The organism is Arthrobacter sp. SAFR-179, from assembly GCF_059414945.1.
This window is the reverse complement of the sequence record NZ_JBPFDM010000001.1, coordinates 784,317-803,645: the sequence shown is the minus strand read 5'-3', so window position 1 is coordinate 803,645 and position 19,329 is coordinate 784,317. Positions and strand designations below refer to the sequence as shown.

The window sequence follows — 19,329 nt, the reverse complement described above, 5'->3', positions numbered from 1 at the left end:
GGGGAATTGGCCTGTCAGCCCCGCCGGCGGATAACGACGGCGGCTCCCGCCCCAAGCAGCGCCAGCGCCGCCGCCGCGCAGACCGGGACGAGGAACGCGGCCGATGGCCCCTGATGCTGGGCCAGCTGACCGCCGACAGAGGAACCGATGGCGGTTCCGGCGACTATGCCGCTGGCCAGTCCAGTCATGACCGTGCCCAGCCGGCCGGCGGGAGCCAGCTTTCCGCCCACCGCGAAGACGGTGACCATGACCGGACCCACCGGGAGCCCAAGGGCCAGCAGGACCGCCGCCATCGAGGGCAGTGATGCCGGCAGCAGCAGCAGGACCGCAAGTCCCGCCATCAGGACCGCGCAGAGCACCCAGCGCAGTGCCAGGCCGGCACGCCGCGGCCAGTAGGCAACTGAGAGTGCCGCCGCTGCGGAACTGAGGCCCATGACGGCATACAGCAGACCGGCTATTTCCGCGCCGGCAAGCCGGGCGGAGAAGGCGCTGAGGGCGGCCTGGGTGGAACCAAAGAATGTCCCCATGCAGACCATGGCAACAACCGGCAGGGCCACTGCCCACGGCAGCTTGGCGGCAGGCGCAGCACCCTTCCCCTTCCTGCCGCCCCGGCGCGGAGCGGCAGGCACGGCGTGATGCGTGGGGTGGATGGCGAAGGCTGGGACAAGCGTAATGGTCATGGCCGCCGCCAGCGCCAGCGGAAGCCAGGGCGCCACAAGGCTGGCCAGGATACCCACCAGGGCCGGGCCGAGGACAAACGTCACTTCGTCGGCCGTGCTCTCGTAGGAAAGGGCGGTATCCAGGTCACGGGCAGCACCCCCGGGCGGCATCGAGGGGCCTGTAGCGTCCGTTGTCAACGCCATCCATCGGACCCGGGCCAAGGGGCCCACCTGGGGGCAGGTGGCGCCCGCGGCAAAGGCAGCCGCCAGGACAACCGGCGGGAAGTCCCCGGACCCGGTGGCGTTTGCGGCGAGGACCAGGGCCAGCACAGCCACGGTATTGAGCACCGCCGCCAGCAGCAGGACGGGGCGCTGCCCCCGCCTGTCTGCCAGGGATCCCAGCACGGGAGCTCCCAGAGCAGAGCCAATGCCCACGGCCCCCGCTGCGGCGCCACCGGCGGCAAACGAGCCGCTGACCGAGGTGACGAGCGTAAGGGTGCCCATGGCCAGCATGGCCAGGGGAAGCCGCGCGAAAAGTCCAAGCGGGATGAAGCTTCTGCCGGCAAGCTGTGGCAGCCGGGAGAATCGTCCCCTTGCTGCCCCTTCCGTCAGTGCCGGGCCGGGCCCTTCCTGCTCTCCGGCGGCGGGGGAAAGAGTGTTGCGGGTGGTTGAAGGAGTAGTTTGAGGCGTCAATTCCGGGCTCGTTCAGTAGGTGCGCATCGTCCCTCCTCCCGATGCGCGCAACCCGGTAACGGGCTCCATTATATCGGCCGGGTCAGAGGAGGGCGTCCAGGCTTTCGGAGATCCGCAGGGTGGAGCCGTTCCGGCTCTTGAGCACCTGCAACTGGGTGCCGATGCGCTGTTTCATCTCTGCAACATGGCTGACCAGCCCCACCACCCTGCCGCCGTCACGGAGCCCTTCAATGGCGTCCATGACCTGCTCCAGGGACTGTTCGTCCAGGCTTCCGAAGCCCTCATCCACGAACAGGGTCTCGATTTCCACCCCTCCGGCCTCCTGCTGGACCACGTCCGCGAGCCCCAGGGCCAACGACAGCGATGCCATGAAGGACTCGCCCCCTGACAGGGTGGAGGTGTCCCGCCGGAATCCCGTCCACTGGTCCACCACTTCAAGGCCCAGCCCCGACTTGGCACCGCGGGCCGCCTTGGCGTCGGTGTGCTGAAGCAGGTAGCGGCCGTCACTCATGGCCACCAGGCGCTCCGACGCGGCGAGAGCCACCTGTTCCAGCCGGGCGGCCAGGACATAGCTGTTCAGGCTCATCCGGTACGTGTTTTCGCCCCGGCCGGCAGCGGCGTCCGCCAATCCGGCCAGCATCTGTGCCCGCTCCGCCGGCTCCCGGGACGAACGGACCAGGTCATGGTATTCGGCGGTGATGGATTCCAGGGATTCCAGGCAGTGGGTGGCGAGGCCGGCGGCCAGGTCAGCTTCCCTCGCGTCGTTCTGGGCAGCGGCGGCCTCGAGGCGCAGCGCCGCCAGCTGTTCCTCGTCCGCCAGGAAGCCGTCGGCGGCCTCCGCTAGGGCGAGCACGATGTCCTCGGACTCGAACAGCCCGGCCACGCGCGCCGCTTCGTCCTGGGCTGCACGGATGGCAGCTTCCAGGTCTGCCGCTTCAGCCGCTCCGAGGAGCTGGTCCCGGACATCGCCGGCCGTGGCAAAGCCCGCAGCCGGCAGTGCCAGCTCCAAATGTTCCTGCACTTCAGCGGATCTAAGGCGCGCCGCATCCAGCCGCGCCTGCGCTTCAACGGCCTTGTCCAGGACCGCCACGGCCCCCTCAAGTGCCCGCAGCCGGCGGTTCAGGCTGCGGTGGTGTCCCCGCAGGCCGGCCAGCGCCTTGTCCAGTGCTGCAGCCTGCTCCGCCACGTCGGCAAGGGACACGGCGGTCTGGGACAGCTCCGCCTCCGTTTCAGACAGCGTGGCAAGCGCCTGCCCGATGCTGGCGTCCAGCGCTTCCAGCCGTTGCCGCCTGTCCTGCAGCTCGTCCGCGGCCTGCTCTGCATCAGCTGCTGCAGCGAGTGCGGCATCGGCGCCGGAGCGTGCCTCCTCAACCGGGGTGGTCCCGCCTTGGCCGGCGAGGACAGCCACTGCCTGCTCCGCCTCCGCAAGATCAGCGGCAACCAGGGTGTGGGCTGCCTCTGCGGCCTCGTAGGCGCCGTGGGCCTCTTCCTCGGCCTGCGCAAGGCCCGGGCCTGCATCACCACCATCTGCGGGCTGGGGATGCTGCCCGTTGCCGCAGACCGGACAGGGCTCCCCGTCCACCAGCTTGGCAGCCAACTCGGATGCTGCGTTGGCCAGACGCACCTCCCGCAGGTCCAGCCACTGGCGTTTGGCCTCCAGCAGTGTTTCCCGCGATTCGTCGTGGCGGATCCTGGCCAAATCCCTGCGCCGGTCCGCTTTTCCGTACCTCCGGACAACGTCCAGCAGCTCCGCTGCCGCTGCAGCTTCCTTGCGGCGCAGGGCCGCCTCGATGGAACGGGACTCCAGCTGCTCCATGCCCTCGGCCAGCGTTGCCCGATGCCCCTGCAGCTCATGGGCCCGGCTGCCCAGGGTCCCGATAGCCAGCCGGAGCTCTTCCTCCCGGCCGGCCAGGGTGCGGTGCCGGGCCTGAAGGTCCTGGAGCCGGTCCTCGTCCGGCAGCCGCGCTTCGACGACGGCCAGCAGTGACCGCAGGCGGCCAAGTTCGTCCGCTGCCCCGGCCAGGCTTCCAAGGCTGACCCCCGTTTCCGGGCCTGGTGTTTCCGGGCCGGCAGGATCCAGGCCAGCTGTTTCCCATCCCCGTGTTTCCAGGCGCAGCTGGGCCAGCTCGCCGTCGTCACCGGCCGCCATGCGGAGCAACGTCATGGCAGATTCGGCAGCGGCCTCCGCACTGCGGACCTTGGCGGCCGCCGCGTCCACGGCCTGCAGTTGCCCCTGGAGGACCTCGGCCTGGCGGTGCCGGGCGAGGCGGGTGGAGAGCTCTTCCTGACGTGCGGCGCCTTCCTCCACGGCGTTTCGCCGCGCCGTGGCCGCCTGCAGTTTCCGGTGCCGTTCATGCCGCGCGGCTTCCCGGTCCACAGCGCTGCGGCGGTCCTGGCTGGCGGCCGCGGCAGCGGCGGCATGCCCGGTGAGTTCCGTCAGCCGGCCGGCAACGGAAGCCTTGAGCCAGTCGAGGCGGGCGGGGACGTCTTCCTCCGGCGGAGCCCCGGCGTCCGGAAGCTGGAGCGGAGCGGCCTCGGTGGCGGCACGCGAGGCGAGAAGGGCGAGTTGCCCGGAGAGTGCAGCCACGTCCTCCCGGGCAGCGGCAGCCTGCCGCGACAGTTCCTGTTCCAGCGCTTCGAAACGCTGGGTGCCAAAAAGCTTCTGCAGCAGGTCCAGGCGGTCGGCAGCCTTGGAGCGGAGGAAGGCGGCGAAATCACCCTGCGGCAGCATTACCACCCGGGTGAACTGCTCGCGGTCCATGCCCAGCAGGGCCGTGATTTCCGCGCCTGCTTCGTCGTTGCGGGCGGACTTTTCCACCCATGCGCCGTCCACCCGCTCACGGAGCAGCGTCTTGGCCTGCTGGACGGTAAAGCCGTTTTTGCCCCGAGCGCTGGGCTTGTCCCACGCCGGAGAGCGGGTCACCTCGAAACGGCGGCCCTGCGACGAGAATTCGCACGTCACGGCCGGTTCCTGGGCAGGTTCCGCATGGTCGCTGCGCAGCCGCTTGCCGTCCTGGCGGGCTCCGGGGACGGAGCCGTACAGGGCAAAGCAGATGGCATCCAGCACGCTGGTCTTACCGGCACCGGTGGGCCCGTTCAGCAGGAACAGGCCGTGGGCGCCAAGGCGGTCAAAGTCGATGTCCTCGCTCCCGGCGAAGGGACCGAAGCCGCAGATGCGAAGGTGGTGGATTCTCACCGTGACGCCTCCAGCAGCCTGACGTTCTCCAGCGCGGCGGCGAGCGCGTTCTTCTCTGCCTGGTCAGCGCTGCGTCCCCGCACGTGTTCCAGGAATCCGCAGCACAGGGCGAGATCGTCCGGCGCGCCCGCAAGCCTGCTGCTGTAGCTGGTCCGGGGCGTGGCAGCCGCACCCTCCGGGTCGAATGCCAGGACCAGGGTGTCCGGGAACCTGGCGCGCAGCCGTTCCATGGCACGGACGGGACGCTGGGGATCGGTCAACGTGATTTGGCAATAGGCGGTTTCGGCCCATGCATGGCCGGGGTCCGCCAGGAGGTCCTCCAGGGTTCCGCGCAGCACTGCGAGGGAACGCGGGGCCTCCCACAGCACCTCCGTGACGGACGTGACACCCTCCGGACCAATGTCCACCAGCCAGGCACCCTTTTGATGGGTGGATTCGGAGAAGGAATAGGCCAGAGGCGAACCGGAGTACCGGACGGAACCGGACAGTTGCTGCCGGCCGTGCAGATGGCCCAGTGCCGTGTAGCTGAAACCGTTGAACAGGTCCAGCGGCACCGCACCCACGCCGCCGATGCTGAGGTCCCGCTCGCTGTCCGAACTGATGCCGCCGCTGGCGAAGGTGTGGGACAGGACCACCGAGTGGACGGTGGCGGAAACCGCGCGCCGGGCGATGTCCTCGCGGATCAGGCCGGTGGCCGCCCTGGTGACCTCGAAATGGCTCGCCGTTTCAGCGCCCAATTGTTCGGCAACCAGCCGGGGCTCAAGCCATGGGATGCCGTAAAGCGCCAGGACGGCTTCCTTTCCGGCGGCATCCGTGCCCAGCGGCAGGAGGAGCGGGGTGGCGAGGTCCTCCACCCGGGTGCGCAGGTGCACTCCCCCGCGTTCCAGCAGGCGCGAGGCGAAACCCAGGCGGATGGCGGAGTCGTGGTTCCCGCTGGTGAGGACCACCCTGGCGCCCGGGGCAGTCAGGCGGACCAGTGCGTCGTCGAGCAGGTGGACCACGTCCACGCCCGGCAGCGCCCGGTCATAGACATCGCCGGCGATCAGGACAACGTCCACGCCGTCCCGCTGGACCGCAGCGACCAGCTGGTCAACGAAAGCGCGCTGGGCGTCCAGCATGCCTACGCCATGGAAGGAACGGCCCAGGTGCCAGTCCGAGGTGTGAAGTAACCGCATATCCCTAAGCTATCGGCAACCACTGACACTCAAAGAAACCGCCGCGGCCGGCGCCGGTCAGGACCGTTTGCCCTCGAAGAATTCCTGGGCCTCACTGACGCTTCCTGCCTTCTCATGGCGGGCAGCCGGTGCCGGCGCAGCCGCGTCCGGGCCCGCACTTTCCAGGCCCTCGTCATCGGCGTCGTCGTGACCCGCGGCCTCGGCGGCGTCGACGTCCCCGCCGTCCTGAACGGGAGCAGCGGACGCTTCCATGCCAGTGATGCGGAACACCAGCCCGGCGATGGCTGCACCAGCCAGCGGCGCGACCAGGAAGACCCACAGCTGCTCCACGGCCCAGCCGGAACTGAAGACTGCGGACGCCACCGCCCGGGCGGGGTTGTAGGGCAGGTTCCCCACCGACTGGCCCAGCTGCAGCAGCGCCGCGAAGGACAGGCCGACGGCAACGGGCGCTACGGTACGGCTGCCGCCGGAGCGGCCGGCGCCGAGGAAGACAGCCACGATGATGGCGGCCCCCAGTAATTCCAGGAGCACGGCTGCGGCGAGCGGCGCCTGGATGATGGAGTGTTCGCCGAAGCCGGCGGTCACGGTATCGAAGGCAGTGCGGCTGTCGGCGATGCCGGGCAGGGTGCGCAGGATCCCGAACAAGGCAAGCGCGCCCACCAGGGCTCCCACGACCTGGGCGGCGGCGTATGCTGCGGCGGCGCCGGCGCGGATGCGTCCCGCCAGGAGGTGGCCCAGGGTGATGGCCGGATTGAAATGGCCGCCGGAAATCTGTCCGAACGCGAGCATTGCCGCGGTGATGGCCAGCCCGGCAGCAAGGGCGGCCGGCACCGGGCTGGACTGCGGAATGCTGAACAGCGGCACGCCCAGCCCGGCCACCGCCAGGAACAGGCTGCCGAAGGCCTCGGCCGCGAGGCGGGGCAGCAGGGCCGTCCGCCCGGCAGCCGTGCCGGGGTGCAGTGCGTCGCGGGCGGGGACGGGGGTGCTCATGATGGGACCTTCGCTTCCTGGGGCCTGGTGCTTGCGTTGCCTGGTGTCCGGATGCTGCCCGTTCCGGTGCTTCAACCGGCCGGCAGGTGCGCGCGGGGCAACCCGTGCAGTATTCCAGCCCAGGCTGTGCGTTTGCTGGACGGCCGCTGTCCGTGGCGCGTGCCGGGTGGAAGGGACTCCCTGCAGCGATGGTGCTGAACCGCAACCGGTACCGGGACGGTAAATTTACTGCATGAGCACAGACCACGGCACTCCGGCGCCCACCCTCAAGTCCCGGATCCACGGCGCCCTGGTGGGCGGGGCGCTCGGCGATGCGCTGGGCTACGCCGTGGAGGCTGATTCGATCGAAGCAATCCGGCAGCGGTTCGGAGCGGAGGGCCTGACCGGGTTTGACGCCCTGTCCGGCCCCTGGCCCTTTTCGGACGACACGCAGCTGACCCTGTACACCGTGGACGGACTCGTGGAGGCGTTGGAGTGGGCCAATTCGGGGGTGGGTGCGGACGTGAACGCCTGCCTCTGGCTGGCGTACCTGCGCTGGCTGGCCACGCAGGGCAAGGACGCCGGTCCGGCAGCGCCGGCACCCCAGCCCCGCTGGATCGACGGCAACGGGGTGCTCCGGCAGCGCCGGCATCCGGACCAGGACTGCATTACGGGCCTGGCTACGGGAGAGATGGGTACGTCCATCCGGCCCGTCAATCCCGAAGCGAAAGGCGCCGGCACGGTGATGCGCTCGGCGCCATTTGGGCTGGTTCCGCACATCGCGCCCGACGCCGTCTACAAGTTGAGTGCCGACGCCGCCTCCCTCACGCACGGACATCCTTCCGCCCGCCAGGGTGCCGGCATCTTCAGCCTCCTGATCCATAAGCTGGTGTCGGGTGAGGCGCTCCGGGATGCCGCTGCCGCAGTCACCGCGCATGCAGCCACCCTCCCGGAGGTGGCACCGGAGCTCCCTGACCGGCTTGAGGCGGCCCTCCGACTCGCCGACAAAGCCATTGTTGCCCCCGAGGAACTTGTCCAGGTGCTCGGCGAAGGCTGGACGGCCGGGGAGGCCCTCGCCGTCGCGCTTTATGCAGTACTTGCCACGTTGCCGGCTGACGGCGCAGAGGTGCAGCCGTCCCGGCATTTCCGGGAGGCTGTGGTGCTGGCTGTGAACCACGGCGGCCCCAGCGACACCACTGGTTCGCTGGCGGGAAACATCCTGGGAGCCCTGTACGGGGAGGACTGCCTGCCGGCGCAGTGGCTGGGGGCCCTGGAGGCGCCGGAGGTGGTCCGCGGCATGGCCGACCAGTTGGTGAAGGTTACGACCGGCGAAGGCTGATGTTGTTGCAGGCCTCGCAGACGTCCTCAGGGATCAGTCCGCGGCGCTGCAGGAAGCCGAAAATGGTGCACCCCAGGCAGAATCCGGCGAACGCCTCCAGCGACGCCGCGACCACCAGGATCCCCAGGAGGGCCCAGGCTGCGGGGGCTGCACCTGCGGCGGACAGCAGCAGGGCGGCGGTGGATACGGCAGCGCCGATCCCCTGGGCAAAGCGCTTGGGCGGCCCGGGCACCAGCTTCACCTTTCCCAGTGCCGGGGTGATGACCTTGACCGAGAGCAGGGCCAGGGGTGAAATCCTGGGGCCAAAGAGCAGCCGCAGCCAGAACCCGATGCTGATGGCCAGCAGCCCGAGCCAGGAACCTGTCACGGCGGTGACGACGGCGAGCACCACCACCAGCGCTGCCGTGACACGGGCAGCGTACTCGTTCACCGGATTCGGGAAAGCAAAGAGGGAGGCCATGACGAAAGGGTAGGACCCTGCCGCAGCGCGGCCAAGCTGTGTTGCGCCGCATGACCGTGCGCCACTCCAGTACCGGCTCAGGTCAGGCGCTGACGGCAGCCGCGCCGTCCCAGGCTTCCCCGACGCCGGCGTGCGCGGCCTGCCGGAGGTCACCGCCTCCCACCATCTGCAGGAACTCACCCTCGGACAGCACTTCGATGGCCTGTCCCCGTTCATGGAGCTCCAGGACGCGGCGGGCCTTGCCGGTGAGCCTGCCGGAACGCAGGTCCGAGGCTACGAACCCGTCCCCCACCACCAGGACCGTGGTGCGTCCGGTGACCCGGCTCTCCGTCCGGGCCCCGCACCTTGCCGAGCGGAGCTTGGCTTCCGGGCGGTCGATGGAGAGCTGCCCGGTGAATACCACCGTCTGCGCATAGAGAGGATGGCCGGGCTCGGCGTCCAGGTTCGGTTCCGGATTCGGACCCTCCTCGGGCCAGCCGGACTGGAACCGCTGCACCAGTGCCGCACCGTTGCCGGAAGCAGCCGCCATGGCCGCCATGCTTGCCTTTGACAGCTCGCCGGAGGCGGGATCGAAGGCCTGCTGGTGGGGCATGGCCAGCCCCAGGGAGAGGAAGAGTTCGGCGATGCTGTTGGCGCCGTTGCGCGCGGCGATGTCGATGAGGATCCCGGCACAGGCCCGGGCATCCTCGGCAGCGTCGTGGTGGTTTACCAGCGGCACGCCCGCTTCCTCGGCGGCGAAGGGAAGGGAATTGGAGACGAGCGAGTAGCAGCGCCGCGAGAGCATGACGGTGCAGACATAGTCATAGGCTGGACCGGGCAGGCCTGACACCTCCAGCGCAGACCGGATCACGCCCAGGTCAAAGGCGGCATTGTGTGCTGCCAGCACGTCATCACCGATGAAGGCGCCAATTTCGGGGAACAGATCGCCGAAACGGGGTGTTCCGGCAACGTCCGCGGCGGTGATGCCGTGGATCCGGACGTTGTGGTGGTCGAAGTGGTCATAACCCGCCGGCGGGCGCATCAGCCAGGAGGCCTCTGCGACGATCCTGCCGCCCCGGACCTTCGTCAGTCCCACGGAGCACGGGGAGCCGCGGAAGCCGTTGGCCGTTTCGAAGTCAATCGCCGTAAAGTCCAAACCCACGGCCCCTACCTTACCCGCCGCAAACGTCCCAGCCGGGGAGGCACAGGCCGGTCAAGTACCCTTGAGGGGTGAACTTTCCTGTGATGAATGACCTCGCTGTGTCCATGCTGGGCGGTGCGGGACCGGTGCAGCCGAAAATGGCTTCCTTCCTGCCCGATTGGCTGAACCCCCAGGTCTTCCTGGCCGATCCCGCGCTCGCTCCCTGGGTGGTCCTGCTGGTGTGCGGCATCGTCTTCGCCGAAACCGGGTTGCTGGTGGGCTTCTTCCTCCCCGGGGACTCCATGCTGTTCACCGCGGGCCTGCTGGTGGCCACGGACACCATCAAGTTCAACATCTGGCTTTTGGCCCTGCTGATCGTGGTTTCGGCGATCGTCGGCAACCAGACCGGCTACCTCATCGGTTCCAAGGCCGGCCCGGCCATCTTCAACAAACCAAACTCCCGGCTCTTCAAACGTGAAAATATCGAAAATGCGCATGCCTTCTTTGAAAAGCACGGCGGAAAGGCCCTGATCCTGGCCCGTTTCGTGCCCATCATCCGCACCTTTGTCCCCGTGATCGTTGGTGTCGCGCAGATGAGCAGGAAGAAGTTCTTCATCTACAACGTCATCGGCGCGGTGCTGTGGGGCGGCGGCGTGACGCTGCTCGGCTACCTGCTGGGCGACAAGGTTCCGTGGGTCCGGGACAACCTGGACATCATCTTCATCGCCATCGTGCTGGTCTCGGTGATTCCCATCGGAATCGAGGTCCTGCGCGGCCTGTCCGCCAAGCGCCAGGCCCAGGCCTACGGCACGGATGCCGTCGATGAGTTCATCGAGGAGCACGAGCCGGAAGAGGAGCAGGAGACTCCCCGCAACGTCCGCCGCGGCCGCCCGGAGTAGCAGCCGGCCCGCTCCAAATTGCCAAAAGAAGGTGCCCACCCGGCCGGGGTGGGCACCTTCTTTTTGTTGGCCGGCCTTGCCGGCCGGCTCCTAGCGTGCTGCCTCCAGGGCCGCCACAATCGAGGGCAGCAGCGCCCGGAAGGCCTTGCCGCGGTGGCTGATGGCATTCTTTTCCTCGGCGGAGAGCTCGGCGCAGCTCCGGTCCTCGCCGGCCGGCTGCAGCACGGGATCGTAGCCAAACCCGCCTGTCCCCCGGGGTTCACGCAGGAGGATCCCCTCCAACTGCCCGTACTCCACCACTTCACGCCCCGGGCCTTCCGCGCCGGCCGGCATGGCCAGCGCGGCGGCGCAGACGAACGCGGCGCCGCGGTGCTCGTCCGGAACGTCGGAGAGCTGATTCAGCAGCAGGTCCAGGTTGGCGGCGTCGTCGCCGTGGCGTCCTGCCCAGCGGGCGGAGAAGATCCCCGGAGCCCCGCCCATGACGTCCACGGCCAGCCCGGAGTCATCGGCGATGGCCACCAGTCCCGTGGCGCCGGCCACGGCGCGTGCCTTCAGCAGCGAATTCTCGGCGAACGTCACACCGGTTTCGGCGACGTCCGGCGCACCTGCCGCCGCGGCGTCCACCACCTGGGTGTCGACGTCGAGCCCTGGTACCTGCCCGCGCAGCAGCTCACGGAGTTCGCGGAGTTTGCCTTTGTTGTGCGTGGCGAGCACCAGCCGGGGAGCGCTGCCCGCAGGGGTTCCGCTCACAGGGATTCCGCGAGGGTTTCGCGCTGGATGGCAGCGAGCTGGGCCGTTCCCAGCAGGGCCAGGTCGAGGAGCTGGTCCAGTTCCGCCCGGTCGAAGGGAGCGCCCTCCGCGGTGCCCTGCACTTCCACGAACTTACCGGACCCGGTCACCACCACGTTCATGTCGGTCTCGGCGCGCACATCCTCGACGTAGGGCAGGTCCAGCATGGGAACGCCGTCGATAATACCCACGGAGACGGCGGCAATGGTATCCACCAGCGGCTCGGCGGTGCGGGCAATCAGCTTGTTGTCCCGGGCAAACCGGATGGCGTCGGCCAGTGCCACATAGGCTCCGGTAATGGCTGCGGTGCGGGTGCCGCCGTCGGCCTGGAGGACGTCGCAGTCCAGGACGATGGTGTTCTCCCCCAGGGCCTTGGTGTCGATGATGGATCGCAGCGAACGACCGATCAGGCGCGAAATCTCGTGGGTGCGGCCGCCGATCCTTCCCTTGACGGATTCACGGTCGGATCTGGTGTTGGTGGCGCGCGGCAGCATGGCGTATTCCGCGGTGACCCAGCCGCGGCCCTCGCCCTTCAGCCAGCGCGGGACACCGGGGGTCAGCGAGGCCGTGCACAGCACCCGGGTGTTGCCGAACTCGATCAGCGCCGATCCCTCAGCCTGGTTGGACCATCCGCGGGTGATGCTGATGGGCCGGAGCTGGTCGGGGGCACGGCCGTCGGCACGCACAATGGGCACTGCAGTTGCTTCAGATGTCATGCCCCCAGCTTATCGAGTGCCGGCGCGGCTAGATGGTGTAGTGCACGCCGGCCACGGCAACGGCCACGTCGCCGGGGAACACGGGACGGGCCTCGGCCATGACGGTGGTCTGGGAGGTCCATACCGGGATATGCGTGAGCAGGAGCCGCCGTGCACCGGCCGCAGCTGCAGCCTCCCCCGCCCGTTTGCCGGTCAGGTGGACATCCTTGATGTCGGCGTCACGGCCCTCTTCGAAGGCTGCCTCGCACAGGAACAGGTCGGCGTCCTTGGCGGCTTCCTCAAGCCCTGCGCAGGAGTCGGTGTCCCCGGAATAGGTCAGGACCCGGGACACCGGGGTGCCGTCCTTGCCGGGCTCCACCACCTCCACCCGCAGGGCGTAGGCCTCCTCGATGGGATGGTTGACGGCGAAGGGGGTCACGGTAAAAGGGCCCACGGTCACGGGTTCGCGTTCGGTCCAGTTGGTGAAGTCAAACTCCTCATGCATGCCGGGGTCCAGGTCCAGCCCGTAAGCCGTTGCCATCCTGTCCGCTGTGGCGGCGGGGCCCCACACGGGAATCCGGCCCCGGTCCCATCCGCCGGGCTTCCAGCGGATGGCCACGTGCAGTCCGCACAGGTCCATGCAGTGGTCCGGGTGCAGGTGGGTGAGGAAGATCGCGTCAATGTCTTCAAGGTCGGTGTAGCGCTGGATGGCTCCCAGCGCTCCGCTGCCGAGGTCCATCACCACCTTCCACGTCCGTTCACCGTCCGTGGCGGTCAGGAGGTAGCACGACGCCGGAGAGCCGGGTCCGGGGAACGAGCCCGTGCATCCCACGATGGTCAGCTTCACAGGGCGGGCCCTCCGGCCCGGCGTGCGCCGGCCAGTCCGCCGCCAACGAAGTTGGAGATCCTGGGGCGGTCCCGCGCGCTCTGCGCGGCGGCGATCATCTCCGGGGTGATCCGGGCCAGGCTGCCCGTGGGGTACTGCGCGGCCACATGGTCCACGTGGCGGACCGAGAGCACCTCGGGGCCCAGGAAGCGCCGGGCCAGCGCCTCGAACTGCCCCGCATCGCCAGTGGCGACGAAATGGTGCTCGGGCGGGGTTGGGGAGGTCCGCTGCAGGTTGTGGGTGGCCAGGGCCCGGTAGACATCCTTGGCGGTTTCCTCGGCACTGGAGACCAGCGTGACGTCTGCGCCCATGACGTAGGAGATCACGCCCGTCAGCAGGGGGTAGTGCGTGCAGCCCAGCACCACGGTGTCCACCCCGGCGGCCTTCAGGGGCGCAAGGTATTCCTCCGCCACGGCGAGCAGCGCCGGCCCTGTGGTGATGCCGGCCTCCACGTAGCTGACGAACTCCGGGCACGCCACGGAGGTGATTTCCAGGTCAGGTGCGGCGGCGAAGGTGTCCTCGTACGCGCGTGAACCAACAGTGGCCGACGTGCCGATGACGCCCACCCGTCCGCTGCGGGTGGCGGCAACGGCGCGACGCACCGCTGGCTGGATGACCTCGATGACCGGGATCCCGTACTTGGCGGTGTAGCGCTCCCGGGCGTCCCGCAGGACAGCGGCCGACGCCGAGTTGCAGGCGATGGTGAGCAGCTTGACGCCGGAGTCCACCAGTTCGTCCATGACACCCAGCGCGTTGGCCCGCACCTCTGCGATGGGGAGCGGCCCGTAGGGACCGTGGGCCGTGTCCCCCACGTAGAGGATTGACTCGTTGGGCAGCTGATCGATGATGGAGCGGGCCACGGTGAGCCCGCCGACACCGGAATCGAAGACGCCGATGGGACGGGCTTCCGGGGCAGCGTCCGGAAAGCCGCTGCCGGGGTCCGCTGCCTGCGCTTCCGCCGGTGGTTCCATGCTCGGGGCTGTAGTCATGATTATTCGAGGATAGGTGTTCCCGGAAGCGTCAGCCATCATCTTGTGTCCTGCGACTCATGTCGTCTGCGTCACAGCGGACGGCCTCCCCCTGGCCGCCGCGGCTCACCGGCGGGTTTCCATGGACTGCAGCATGGCCTGGACCAGGGACTCCTGAAGCCAGGTGGTGAAGTTGTAGACGAGTGCCAGGTAGCTCTCCACGTCTTCGGCCTGGGACCAGTCCTGCATGCGGTGGACGTGCTCGGCGTCTGCCTCGTCCCGGATGTCCAGCCGCTCGGCCAGGACCAGCCGCACATCGTTCAGTGCCATGGACCAGTGCTGCGCCCCCTCGGGCGTCAGGACGATCTCGTCCTTGTCCAGGTCCAGCGCCGCGGCGCGCAGGGCCCCGATCTTTGTTTCCCGAAGTGAACGCTCGGTGAGCTGGCGGAACTCGAGGGACGCGCCGCCGTCGTCCTTCACGACGTTGGGGAGCAGCCGCTTTACCGCACGGTCCGTGGGTTCGGCCACATCCATGTCCAGGCCGATCAGCGCCGCCAGCGGGTCCTGCCCCGTACGGTCCTCGGGCTCAAGCATGGAGATGACGTCGTCGATCAGGCTGCGCAGCAGGTCCCGTTCAGCCGGTTCCAGGTAACCGGTGATGCCTTTGAGCCCGTATTTAAATGCCTTAGCCACGTTTTCCCTTACCCTGGCGCGGACCGCCGGACTTGCCTGATGCGCCGCCGTTGCCGCCGCTGGCCTTTTCCACCGTGGCCCACAAGCCGAACCCGTGCATGGCCACGGCGTGGCGTTCCACCTGCTCCTTGCTGCCCGAGGCGACGATGGAGCGGCCCTTCCGGTGGACCTCCATCATCAATTTGTTCGCTTTCGTCTCGGAGTAGCCAAAGTAGCTTTGGAACACGTAGCTGACGTAGCTCATCAGATTCACGGGATCGTTCCAGATCACCAGGTTCCAGGGGATGTCCGGTGCGGTCAGGGAGTCGGTGGACTCTGCCGTGCCGGTCCGGGTGCCCTCCTGTGTATCAGGGCCGGGCGCAACGCTTATGGTCATCTGTCCATTCTATGGGGAGGGTGGGCCCACGCCGGCGAGGGCCCCGCGGCGAAGCGAAGCGAGACGCGGGAGCCAGTGGGTGGGCCCACGCCGGCGAGGGCCCCGCGGCGAAGCGAAGCGAGACGCGGGAGCCGGTGGGTGGGCCCACGCCGGCGAGGGCCCCGCGGCGAAGCGAAGCGAGACGCGGGAGCCGGTGGGGACTAGAGTGACTTTCGTGAGCACCTCAGCCGGCTGGGACCATCCCCGCACGTCCTTTTACACCGACCACTACGAGCTGACCATGCTGCAGGCGTCCCTCCATTCCGGGGCGGCGCACCGCAGGTCCGTGTTCGAGGCGTTCGCGCGGCGGCTGCCGGACGGCCGGCGCTACGGCATCGTCGCCGGAACGGGACGGCTCCTGGAAGGCATTGCGCAGTTCCGCTTCGGCGACGCTGAACTGGAGTTCCTGGAGCGGACCCGGGTGGTGAACCAGGAGACGCTGGAGTACCTGGCCAACTACAAATTCTCGGGCGACATCTGGGGCTATGCCGAGGGCGAGGCTTACTTCCCCAACTCCCCCATCCTGATCGTCGAGGCCTCCTTCGCCGAAGCCTGCATGCTGGAGACCTACCTGCTGTCGGTGCTTAACCACGACACCGCCATTGCCTCCGCCGCTTCCCGGATGGTCAGTGCCGCCGGTGGCCGGCCCTGTATCGAGATGGGCTCCCGGCGCACCCATGAGGAAGCCGCCACGGCATCAGCCCGCGCGGCCATCATTGCCGGTTTTGACAGCACGTCAAACCTTGAAGCAGGCATCCGCTACGGCGTGAAGACCGTGGGCACCGCAGCCCACTCGTTCACGCTGCTGCACGACACCGAGCGGGAGGCCTTCGAGGCCCAGATTGCCTCGCTGGGCGACGGAACGTCGCTGCTGGTGGATACGTACGACGTCGAAAAGGCAGTCCGCACGGCAGTGGACCTGGCAGGGCCCCGCCTGGGCGCCGTCCGGCTGGACTCCGGCGACCTGGTGGCCCAGGCGCAGTGGGTGCGCAGGCTGCTGGACGACCTCGGCAACGAACACACCAAGATCGTGGTGACCTCGGACCTGGATGAGTACGCCATCGCCGCCCTGCAGTCGGCGCCGGTGGATTCCTACGGCGTGGGAACGTCGCTGGTGACCGGCTCCGGGGCTCCCACCGCCAGCATGGTCTACAAGCTGGTCAGCCGGACCGGCGATGACGGCAACTTCGTGTCCGTGGCCAAGGCGGCCAAGAACAAGGCCAGTGTTGGCGGGCGCAAGTACGCGCTGCGGAAGCTGGACGAACGCGGCACCGCTACCGCGGAGGTGGTGGGCGTGGGCCACCGGCCGGAGGACGACGGCAATGACCGTCCGTTGCTGCAGCAGTTCATGAAGAACGGCGAACTGCTGCCTGGCTGGACCGGATACGACGGCGTGCTCCGCGCACGGCAGCGCCACGCCGACTCCATGGCCGAGCTGCCGTCCGTGGTCAACCGCCTGCAGCGGGGCGAGGCCGCCATCCCCACTGTCTATGAGGAAAACTGAAGGAGCACTGATGTCCCGCGCTTTGATCATCGTGGACGTGCAGAACGATTTCTGCGAGGGCGGCTCGCTCGCCGTTCCCGGCGGCGCGGCCGTGGCAGGTGCCATCAGCGAGTACCTGGATGCCCACAACAGCGAATACGACTATGTGGTTGCCACCCAGGACTGGCACGTGGACCCCGGCAGCCACTTCTCGGACACCCCTGATTTCAAGGAGAGCTGGCCGCCGCACTGCGTAGCCGGCACCCGGGGAGCCGATCTTCATCCGGATCTGGACACCGAGTTCATCGATGCCTACTTCCGGAAAGGCCAGTTCGCCGCCGCCTACTCAGGTTTCGAGGGTTTGCTGGCCCCGGAAGACGCCGTTCCCACCGGGGAACGGCAGGCCGGCGGCCTGGCCGGCGCCAGGGAGTCGCTGGAGCCCGATGAAGACGCCATCGGCCTCGATGACTGGCTGCAGAGCCACGACGTGGAGGACGTGGTGGTGGTCGGCATCGCCACCGACTACTGCGTGAAGGCCACGGCGCTGGACGCCGTCCAGGCCGGCTACGGCGTCACGGTGGTACGGTCGCTGACCGCCGGCATCGCCGAGGACCTCGAAGACACGGTGGTCGAGCTGGAACTGGGCGGGGCCGACATCGCCTGAGCCGCTACTTGCGGCCCACGAACCAGTCCTGGAGCTTGCGCAGCCGCGACTTCAGCTGTTCCTCGTTGGCCTGCGCAACGGGAGGCCCGCCGCAGACCGTGCGCAGCTTGGTGTGCACCACGCCGTGGGGTGTCCCGGTCCGGGCAGCCCAGGCAGCGACGTTCTTGGCCAGTTCATTCCGCAGGTCCATCAGCATCCGGTGGTCGGGAACGGCCGGGGCCTGGCTCTCGGCGGCCGTCGGTGCTTTGCGGTTTTTCCGGTTCAGCTGCTCGTGCTGGCGCTGGCGCAGCAGTGTCCCCACCTGCTCCGCGTCCAGCAGGCCGGGGATCCCCAGGAAGTCCAGCTCGTCGTCGGACCCCACTTCGCCGCCCGTACCGAACTCGCCGCCGTCGAACAGGACCCGGTCAAAGGATGCCTGGGAGTCCAGCGCCTCGAACTTGCCCTTGGTGAGGCTGTCGGAGGCCTTCTCCTCGCGGTTGGCCTCCTCCATGAGCGAGTCTTCGGGGTTGAACAGTCCGTCCCCGTCCTCTTTCTCCGGCCGGTCCAGCGCGTGGTCGCGTTCCATTTCCATGGAGTTGGCCAGCGCCATCAGCTGCGGCACCGAAGGCAGGAAGACCGACGCCGTCTCTCCCCTTTTGCGGGCACGCACAAAGCGGCCCACCGCCTGCGCGAAGAACAGCGGCGTGGAGGTTGAGGTGGCGTAGACGCCGACGGAAAGGCGCGGAACGTCGACGCCTTCGGACACCATGCGCACGGCCACCATCCAGCGTTTCTCGCCGGCGGAGAATTCCTCGATCTTGCTGGAGGCCTTGGCGTCGTCGGACAGGATGACGGTGGGCGATTCGCCGGTGATCCTCTTCAGCTGCCCCGCGTACGCGCGGGCGTCCTCGTGGTCGGTGGCGATGACCAGGCCCCCGGCGTCGGGGACAGTGCGCCGGACTTCGCTGAGCCTTTTGTCCGCCCCCGCCAGGACCGCGGGAATCCACTCCCCCGCCGGGTTCAGCGCCGTCCGCCAGGCATGGCTGGTGATGTCCTTGGTCACCGCCGCCTCACCCAGGGACGCCGCCATTTCCTCGCCCGCGCTGGTGCGCCAGCGCATCTGGCCGGAGTAGGCCATGAACATCACGGGCCGGACCACATGGTCACGGAGGGCGTTGCCGTAGCCGTAGGTGTAGTCCGCCTTGGAGCGCCGGATGCCGTCCCGGTCCTCGGCGTACTCCACGAACGGGATGGGCGAGGTGTCCGAACGGAACGGCGTACCGGTCAGGGACAGCCGGCGCACGGCGGGATCGAAAGCCTCGCGCAGGCCGTCGCCCCAGGACAGGGCTTCGCCGCCGTGGTGGATTTCGTCCAGGATCACCAGGGTCCGGGCCGCTTCAGTCTTGGCCCGGTGCAGCAGCGGCTTGCTGGCCACCTGGGCATAGGTGACGGCGACGCCTATGAAGCCACGGCCGTGCTGGCCGTCGGAGTTCTTGAAGTTGGGGTCGATGGCGATCCCCACCTTGGCGGCAGCATCCGCCCACTGGCGCTTCAGGTGGTCAGTGGGCGCCACAATGGTCACCCGGTTCACGGCACCGGAGTCGATGAGCGTGGAGGCGATCCGCAGCGCGAAGGTGGTTTTACCGGCACCCGGGGTTGCCACCGCAAGGAAGTCCCGGGGGCTGTTCCTCAGATAGAGGTCAAGGGCTTCCTGCTGCCAGGCACGGAGTTTCGGGGCGGTTCCCCAGGCTGCGCGTTCCGGGTAGGCCGGAGGCAGGGTGGGGCCGCCAAAGAGCGTCTCCGTCACTATTTGTTGCTGTCCGAGTCCCCTCCGGGACCCTTGCCGCCGTCATTGCCCGGCCGGAGGCCTTCGTAGACCTCCTTGCACATGGGGCAGACCGGGAACTTCTGCGGGTCCCGGCCCGGCGTCCAGACCTTGCCGCAAAGGGCGATGACGGGCTCCCCGGTCAGCGCGGACTCCATGATCTTTTCCTTCCGCACATAGTGCGAAAAGCGCTCCCGGTCCCCGGGTTCCACTTCCTGGCGCAGTTCCTCGCGCTCAATGGTGGCCGTGGACGATCCAGCCCCGGAAAGCTCGCGCATCGGGTCGTTTTCGAGAGGGTCCGTCATGCTAGTCATGCCATCCATCTTAGCCGTTCCACCGGCCGGGCGTTCGACGGCGGCACGCCCGTGGCAGGCTCCGGTACCGGCCGCCGTCGTACTTTTTCGTCGTCGTGCGCAGCGCCT

Annotated in this window: 18 protein-coding genes; 4 read left to right on the top strand and 14 right to left on the bottom strand. The window is 68.5% G+C overall.

Annotation, left to right across the window (positions count from 1 at the left end):
- Positions 1-14 precede the first annotated feature (14 nt).
- The 4 genes from ACR65K_RS03890 to ACR65K_RS03875 all read right to left on the bottom strand — a co-directional run bounded on the left by ACR65K_RS03890 (position 15) and on the right by ACR65K_RS03875 (position 6,713).
- Positions 15-1,352, bottom strand: a complete 1,338-nt coding sequence (locus ACR65K_RS03890; protein ID WP_440151390.1) for an MFS transporter — start codon at positions 1,350-1,352, stop codon at positions 15-17.
- Positions 1,353-1,434: 82 nt separating this feature from the next.
- Positions 1,435-4,548: an AAA family ATPase gene (locus tag ACR65K_RS03885; protein WP_440151389.1), complete on the bottom strand. Its 3,114-nt coding sequence runs from the start codon at positions 4,546-4,548 to the stop codon at positions 1,435-1,437.
- A complete protein-coding gene (locus ACR65K_RS03880; protein WP_440151388.1) occupies positions 4,545-5,723 on the bottom strand; it encodes an exonuclease SbcCD subunit D in 1,179 nt (392 codons plus the stop codon). Before ACR65K_RS03880 ends, ACR65K_RS03885 begins: the two co-directional genes overlap by 4 nt.
- A gap of 57 nt (positions 5,724-5,780) precedes the next feature.
- Positions 5,781-6,713 carry an aquaporin gene (locus tag ACR65K_RS03875; RefSeq protein WP_440151387.1) on the bottom strand — a complete coding sequence of 311 codons (933 nt, stop codon included), beginning with the start codon at positions 6,711-6,713 and terminating at the stop codon, positions 5,781-5,783.
- 232 nt (positions 6,714-6,945) lie between these two features.
- Between ACR65K_RS03875 and ACR65K_RS03870 the strand changes: the two genes are divergently transcribed.
- Positions 6,946-8,031, top strand: coding sequence for an ADP-ribosylglycohydrolase family protein (locus ACR65K_RS03870; RefSeq protein WP_440151386.1), 1,086 nt, complete (start codon positions 6,946-6,948; stop codon positions 8,029-8,031).
- Here the strand turns inward: ACR65K_RS03870 and ACR65K_RS03865 are convergent.
- Both ACR65K_RS03865 and ACR65K_RS03860 read right to left on the bottom strand, forming a co-directional pair.
- Positions 8,012-8,491 carry a DUF4395 domain-containing protein gene (locus ACR65K_RS03865; RefSeq protein WP_056335164.1) on the bottom strand — a complete coding sequence of 160 codons (480 nt, stop codon included), beginning with the start codon at positions 8,489-8,491 and terminating at the stop codon, positions 8,012-8,014. The two genes, ACR65K_RS03870 and ACR65K_RS03865, sit on opposite strands and share 20 nt — an antisense overlap.
- Before the next feature lie 82 nt (positions 8,492-8,573).
- Positions 8,574-9,632 carry a 3'-5' exonuclease gene (locus ACR65K_RS03860; RefSeq protein ID WP_440151385.1) on the bottom strand — a complete coding sequence of 353 codons (1,059 nt, stop codon included), beginning with the start codon at positions 9,630-9,632 and terminating at the stop codon, positions 8,574-8,576.
- 83 nt (positions 9,633-9,715) lie between these two features.
- On the opposite strand from ACR65K_RS03860, the gene ACR65K_RS03855 reads away from it, so the two are divergent.
- A complete protein-coding gene (locus tag ACR65K_RS03855; protein ID WP_440151468.1) occupies positions 9,716-10,510 on the top strand; it encodes a VTT domain-containing protein in 795 nt (264 codons plus the stop codon).
- Positions 10,511-10,600: 90 nt separating this feature from the next.
- On the opposite strand, the gene rdgB is transcribed toward ACR65K_RS03855, so the two are convergent.
- The 6 genes from rdgB to clpS form a co-directional block, all read right to left on the bottom strand.
- Positions 10,601-11,260: an RdgB/HAM1 family non-canonical purine NTP pyrophosphatase gene (gene rdgB, locus ACR65K_RS03850; protein WP_056335159.1), complete on the bottom strand. Its 660-nt coding sequence runs from the start codon at positions 11,258-11,260 to the stop codon at positions 10,601-10,603.
- Positions 11,257-12,015: a ribonuclease PH gene (rph, locus tag ACR65K_RS03845; protein WP_440151384.1), complete on the bottom strand. Its 759-nt coding sequence runs from the start codon at positions 12,013-12,015 to the stop codon at positions 11,257-11,259. Before rph ends, rdgB begins: the two co-directional genes overlap by 4 nt.
- A 28-nt stretch (positions 12,016-12,043) precedes the next feature.
- Positions 12,044-12,841 (bottom strand): MBL fold metallo-hydrolase, encoded by a 798-nt coding sequence (locus ACR65K_RS03840; protein ID WP_142031605.1) that lies wholly within the window; start codon positions 12,839-12,841, stop codon positions 12,044-12,046.
- Entirely contained in the window at positions 12,838-13,851 is a 1,014-nt protein-coding gene (murI, locus tag ACR65K_RS03835; RefSeq protein WP_440151467.1) for a glutamate racemase, read from the bottom strand. Before murI ends, ACR65K_RS03840 begins: the two co-directional genes overlap by 4 nt.
- A gap of 123 nt (positions 13,852-13,974) precedes the next feature.
- Positions 13,975-14,541, bottom strand: coding sequence for a DUF2017 domain-containing protein (locus ACR65K_RS03830; RefSeq protein WP_440151383.1), 567 nt, complete (start codon positions 14,539-14,541; stop codon positions 13,975-13,977).
- On the bottom strand, positions 14,534-14,917 hold the full coding sequence (gene clpS, locus ACR65K_RS03825; protein WP_056335145.1) for an ATP-dependent Clp protease adapter ClpS: 384 nt from the start codon (positions 14,915-14,917) through the stop codon (positions 14,534-14,536). Before clpS ends, ACR65K_RS03830 begins: the two co-directional genes overlap by 8 nt.
- A 214-nt stretch (positions 14,918-15,131) precedes the next feature.
- On the opposite strand from clpS, the gene ACR65K_RS03820 reads away from it, so the two are divergent.
- Together ACR65K_RS03820 and ACR65K_RS03815 are read left to right on the top strand one after the other, a co-directional pair.
- Positions 15,132-16,460 carry a nicotinate phosphoribosyltransferase gene (locus ACR65K_RS03820; protein ID WP_056335548.1) on the top strand — a complete coding sequence of 443 codons (1,329 nt, stop codon included), beginning with the start codon at positions 15,132-15,134 and terminating at the stop codon, positions 16,458-16,460.
- A 10-nt stretch (positions 16,461-16,470) separates the two neighbouring features.
- Positions 16,471-17,103, top strand: a complete 633-nt coding sequence (locus ACR65K_RS03815) for an isochorismatase family protein (protein ID WP_056335142.1) — start codon at positions 16,471-16,473, stop codon at positions 17,101-17,103.
- Positions 17,104-17,107: 4 nt separating this feature from the next.
- Here ACR65K_RS03815 and ACR65K_RS03810 read toward each other — a convergent pair whose 3' ends face one another.
- Positions 17,108-18,889 carry a DEAD/DEAH box helicase gene (locus ACR65K_RS03810; protein WP_056335139.1) on the bottom strand — a complete coding sequence of 594 codons (1,782 nt, stop codon included), beginning with the start codon at positions 18,887-18,889 and terminating at the stop codon, positions 17,108-17,110.
- Positions 18,889-19,230, bottom strand: a complete 342-nt coding sequence (locus tag ACR65K_RS03805) for a DUF3039 domain-containing protein (RefSeq protein WP_056335137.1) — start codon at positions 19,228-19,230, stop codon at positions 18,889-18,891. The genes ACR65K_RS03810 and ACR65K_RS03805 overlap by 1 nt, the downstream gene beginning before the upstream one ends.
- Positions 19,231-19,329 lie beyond the last annotated feature (99 nt).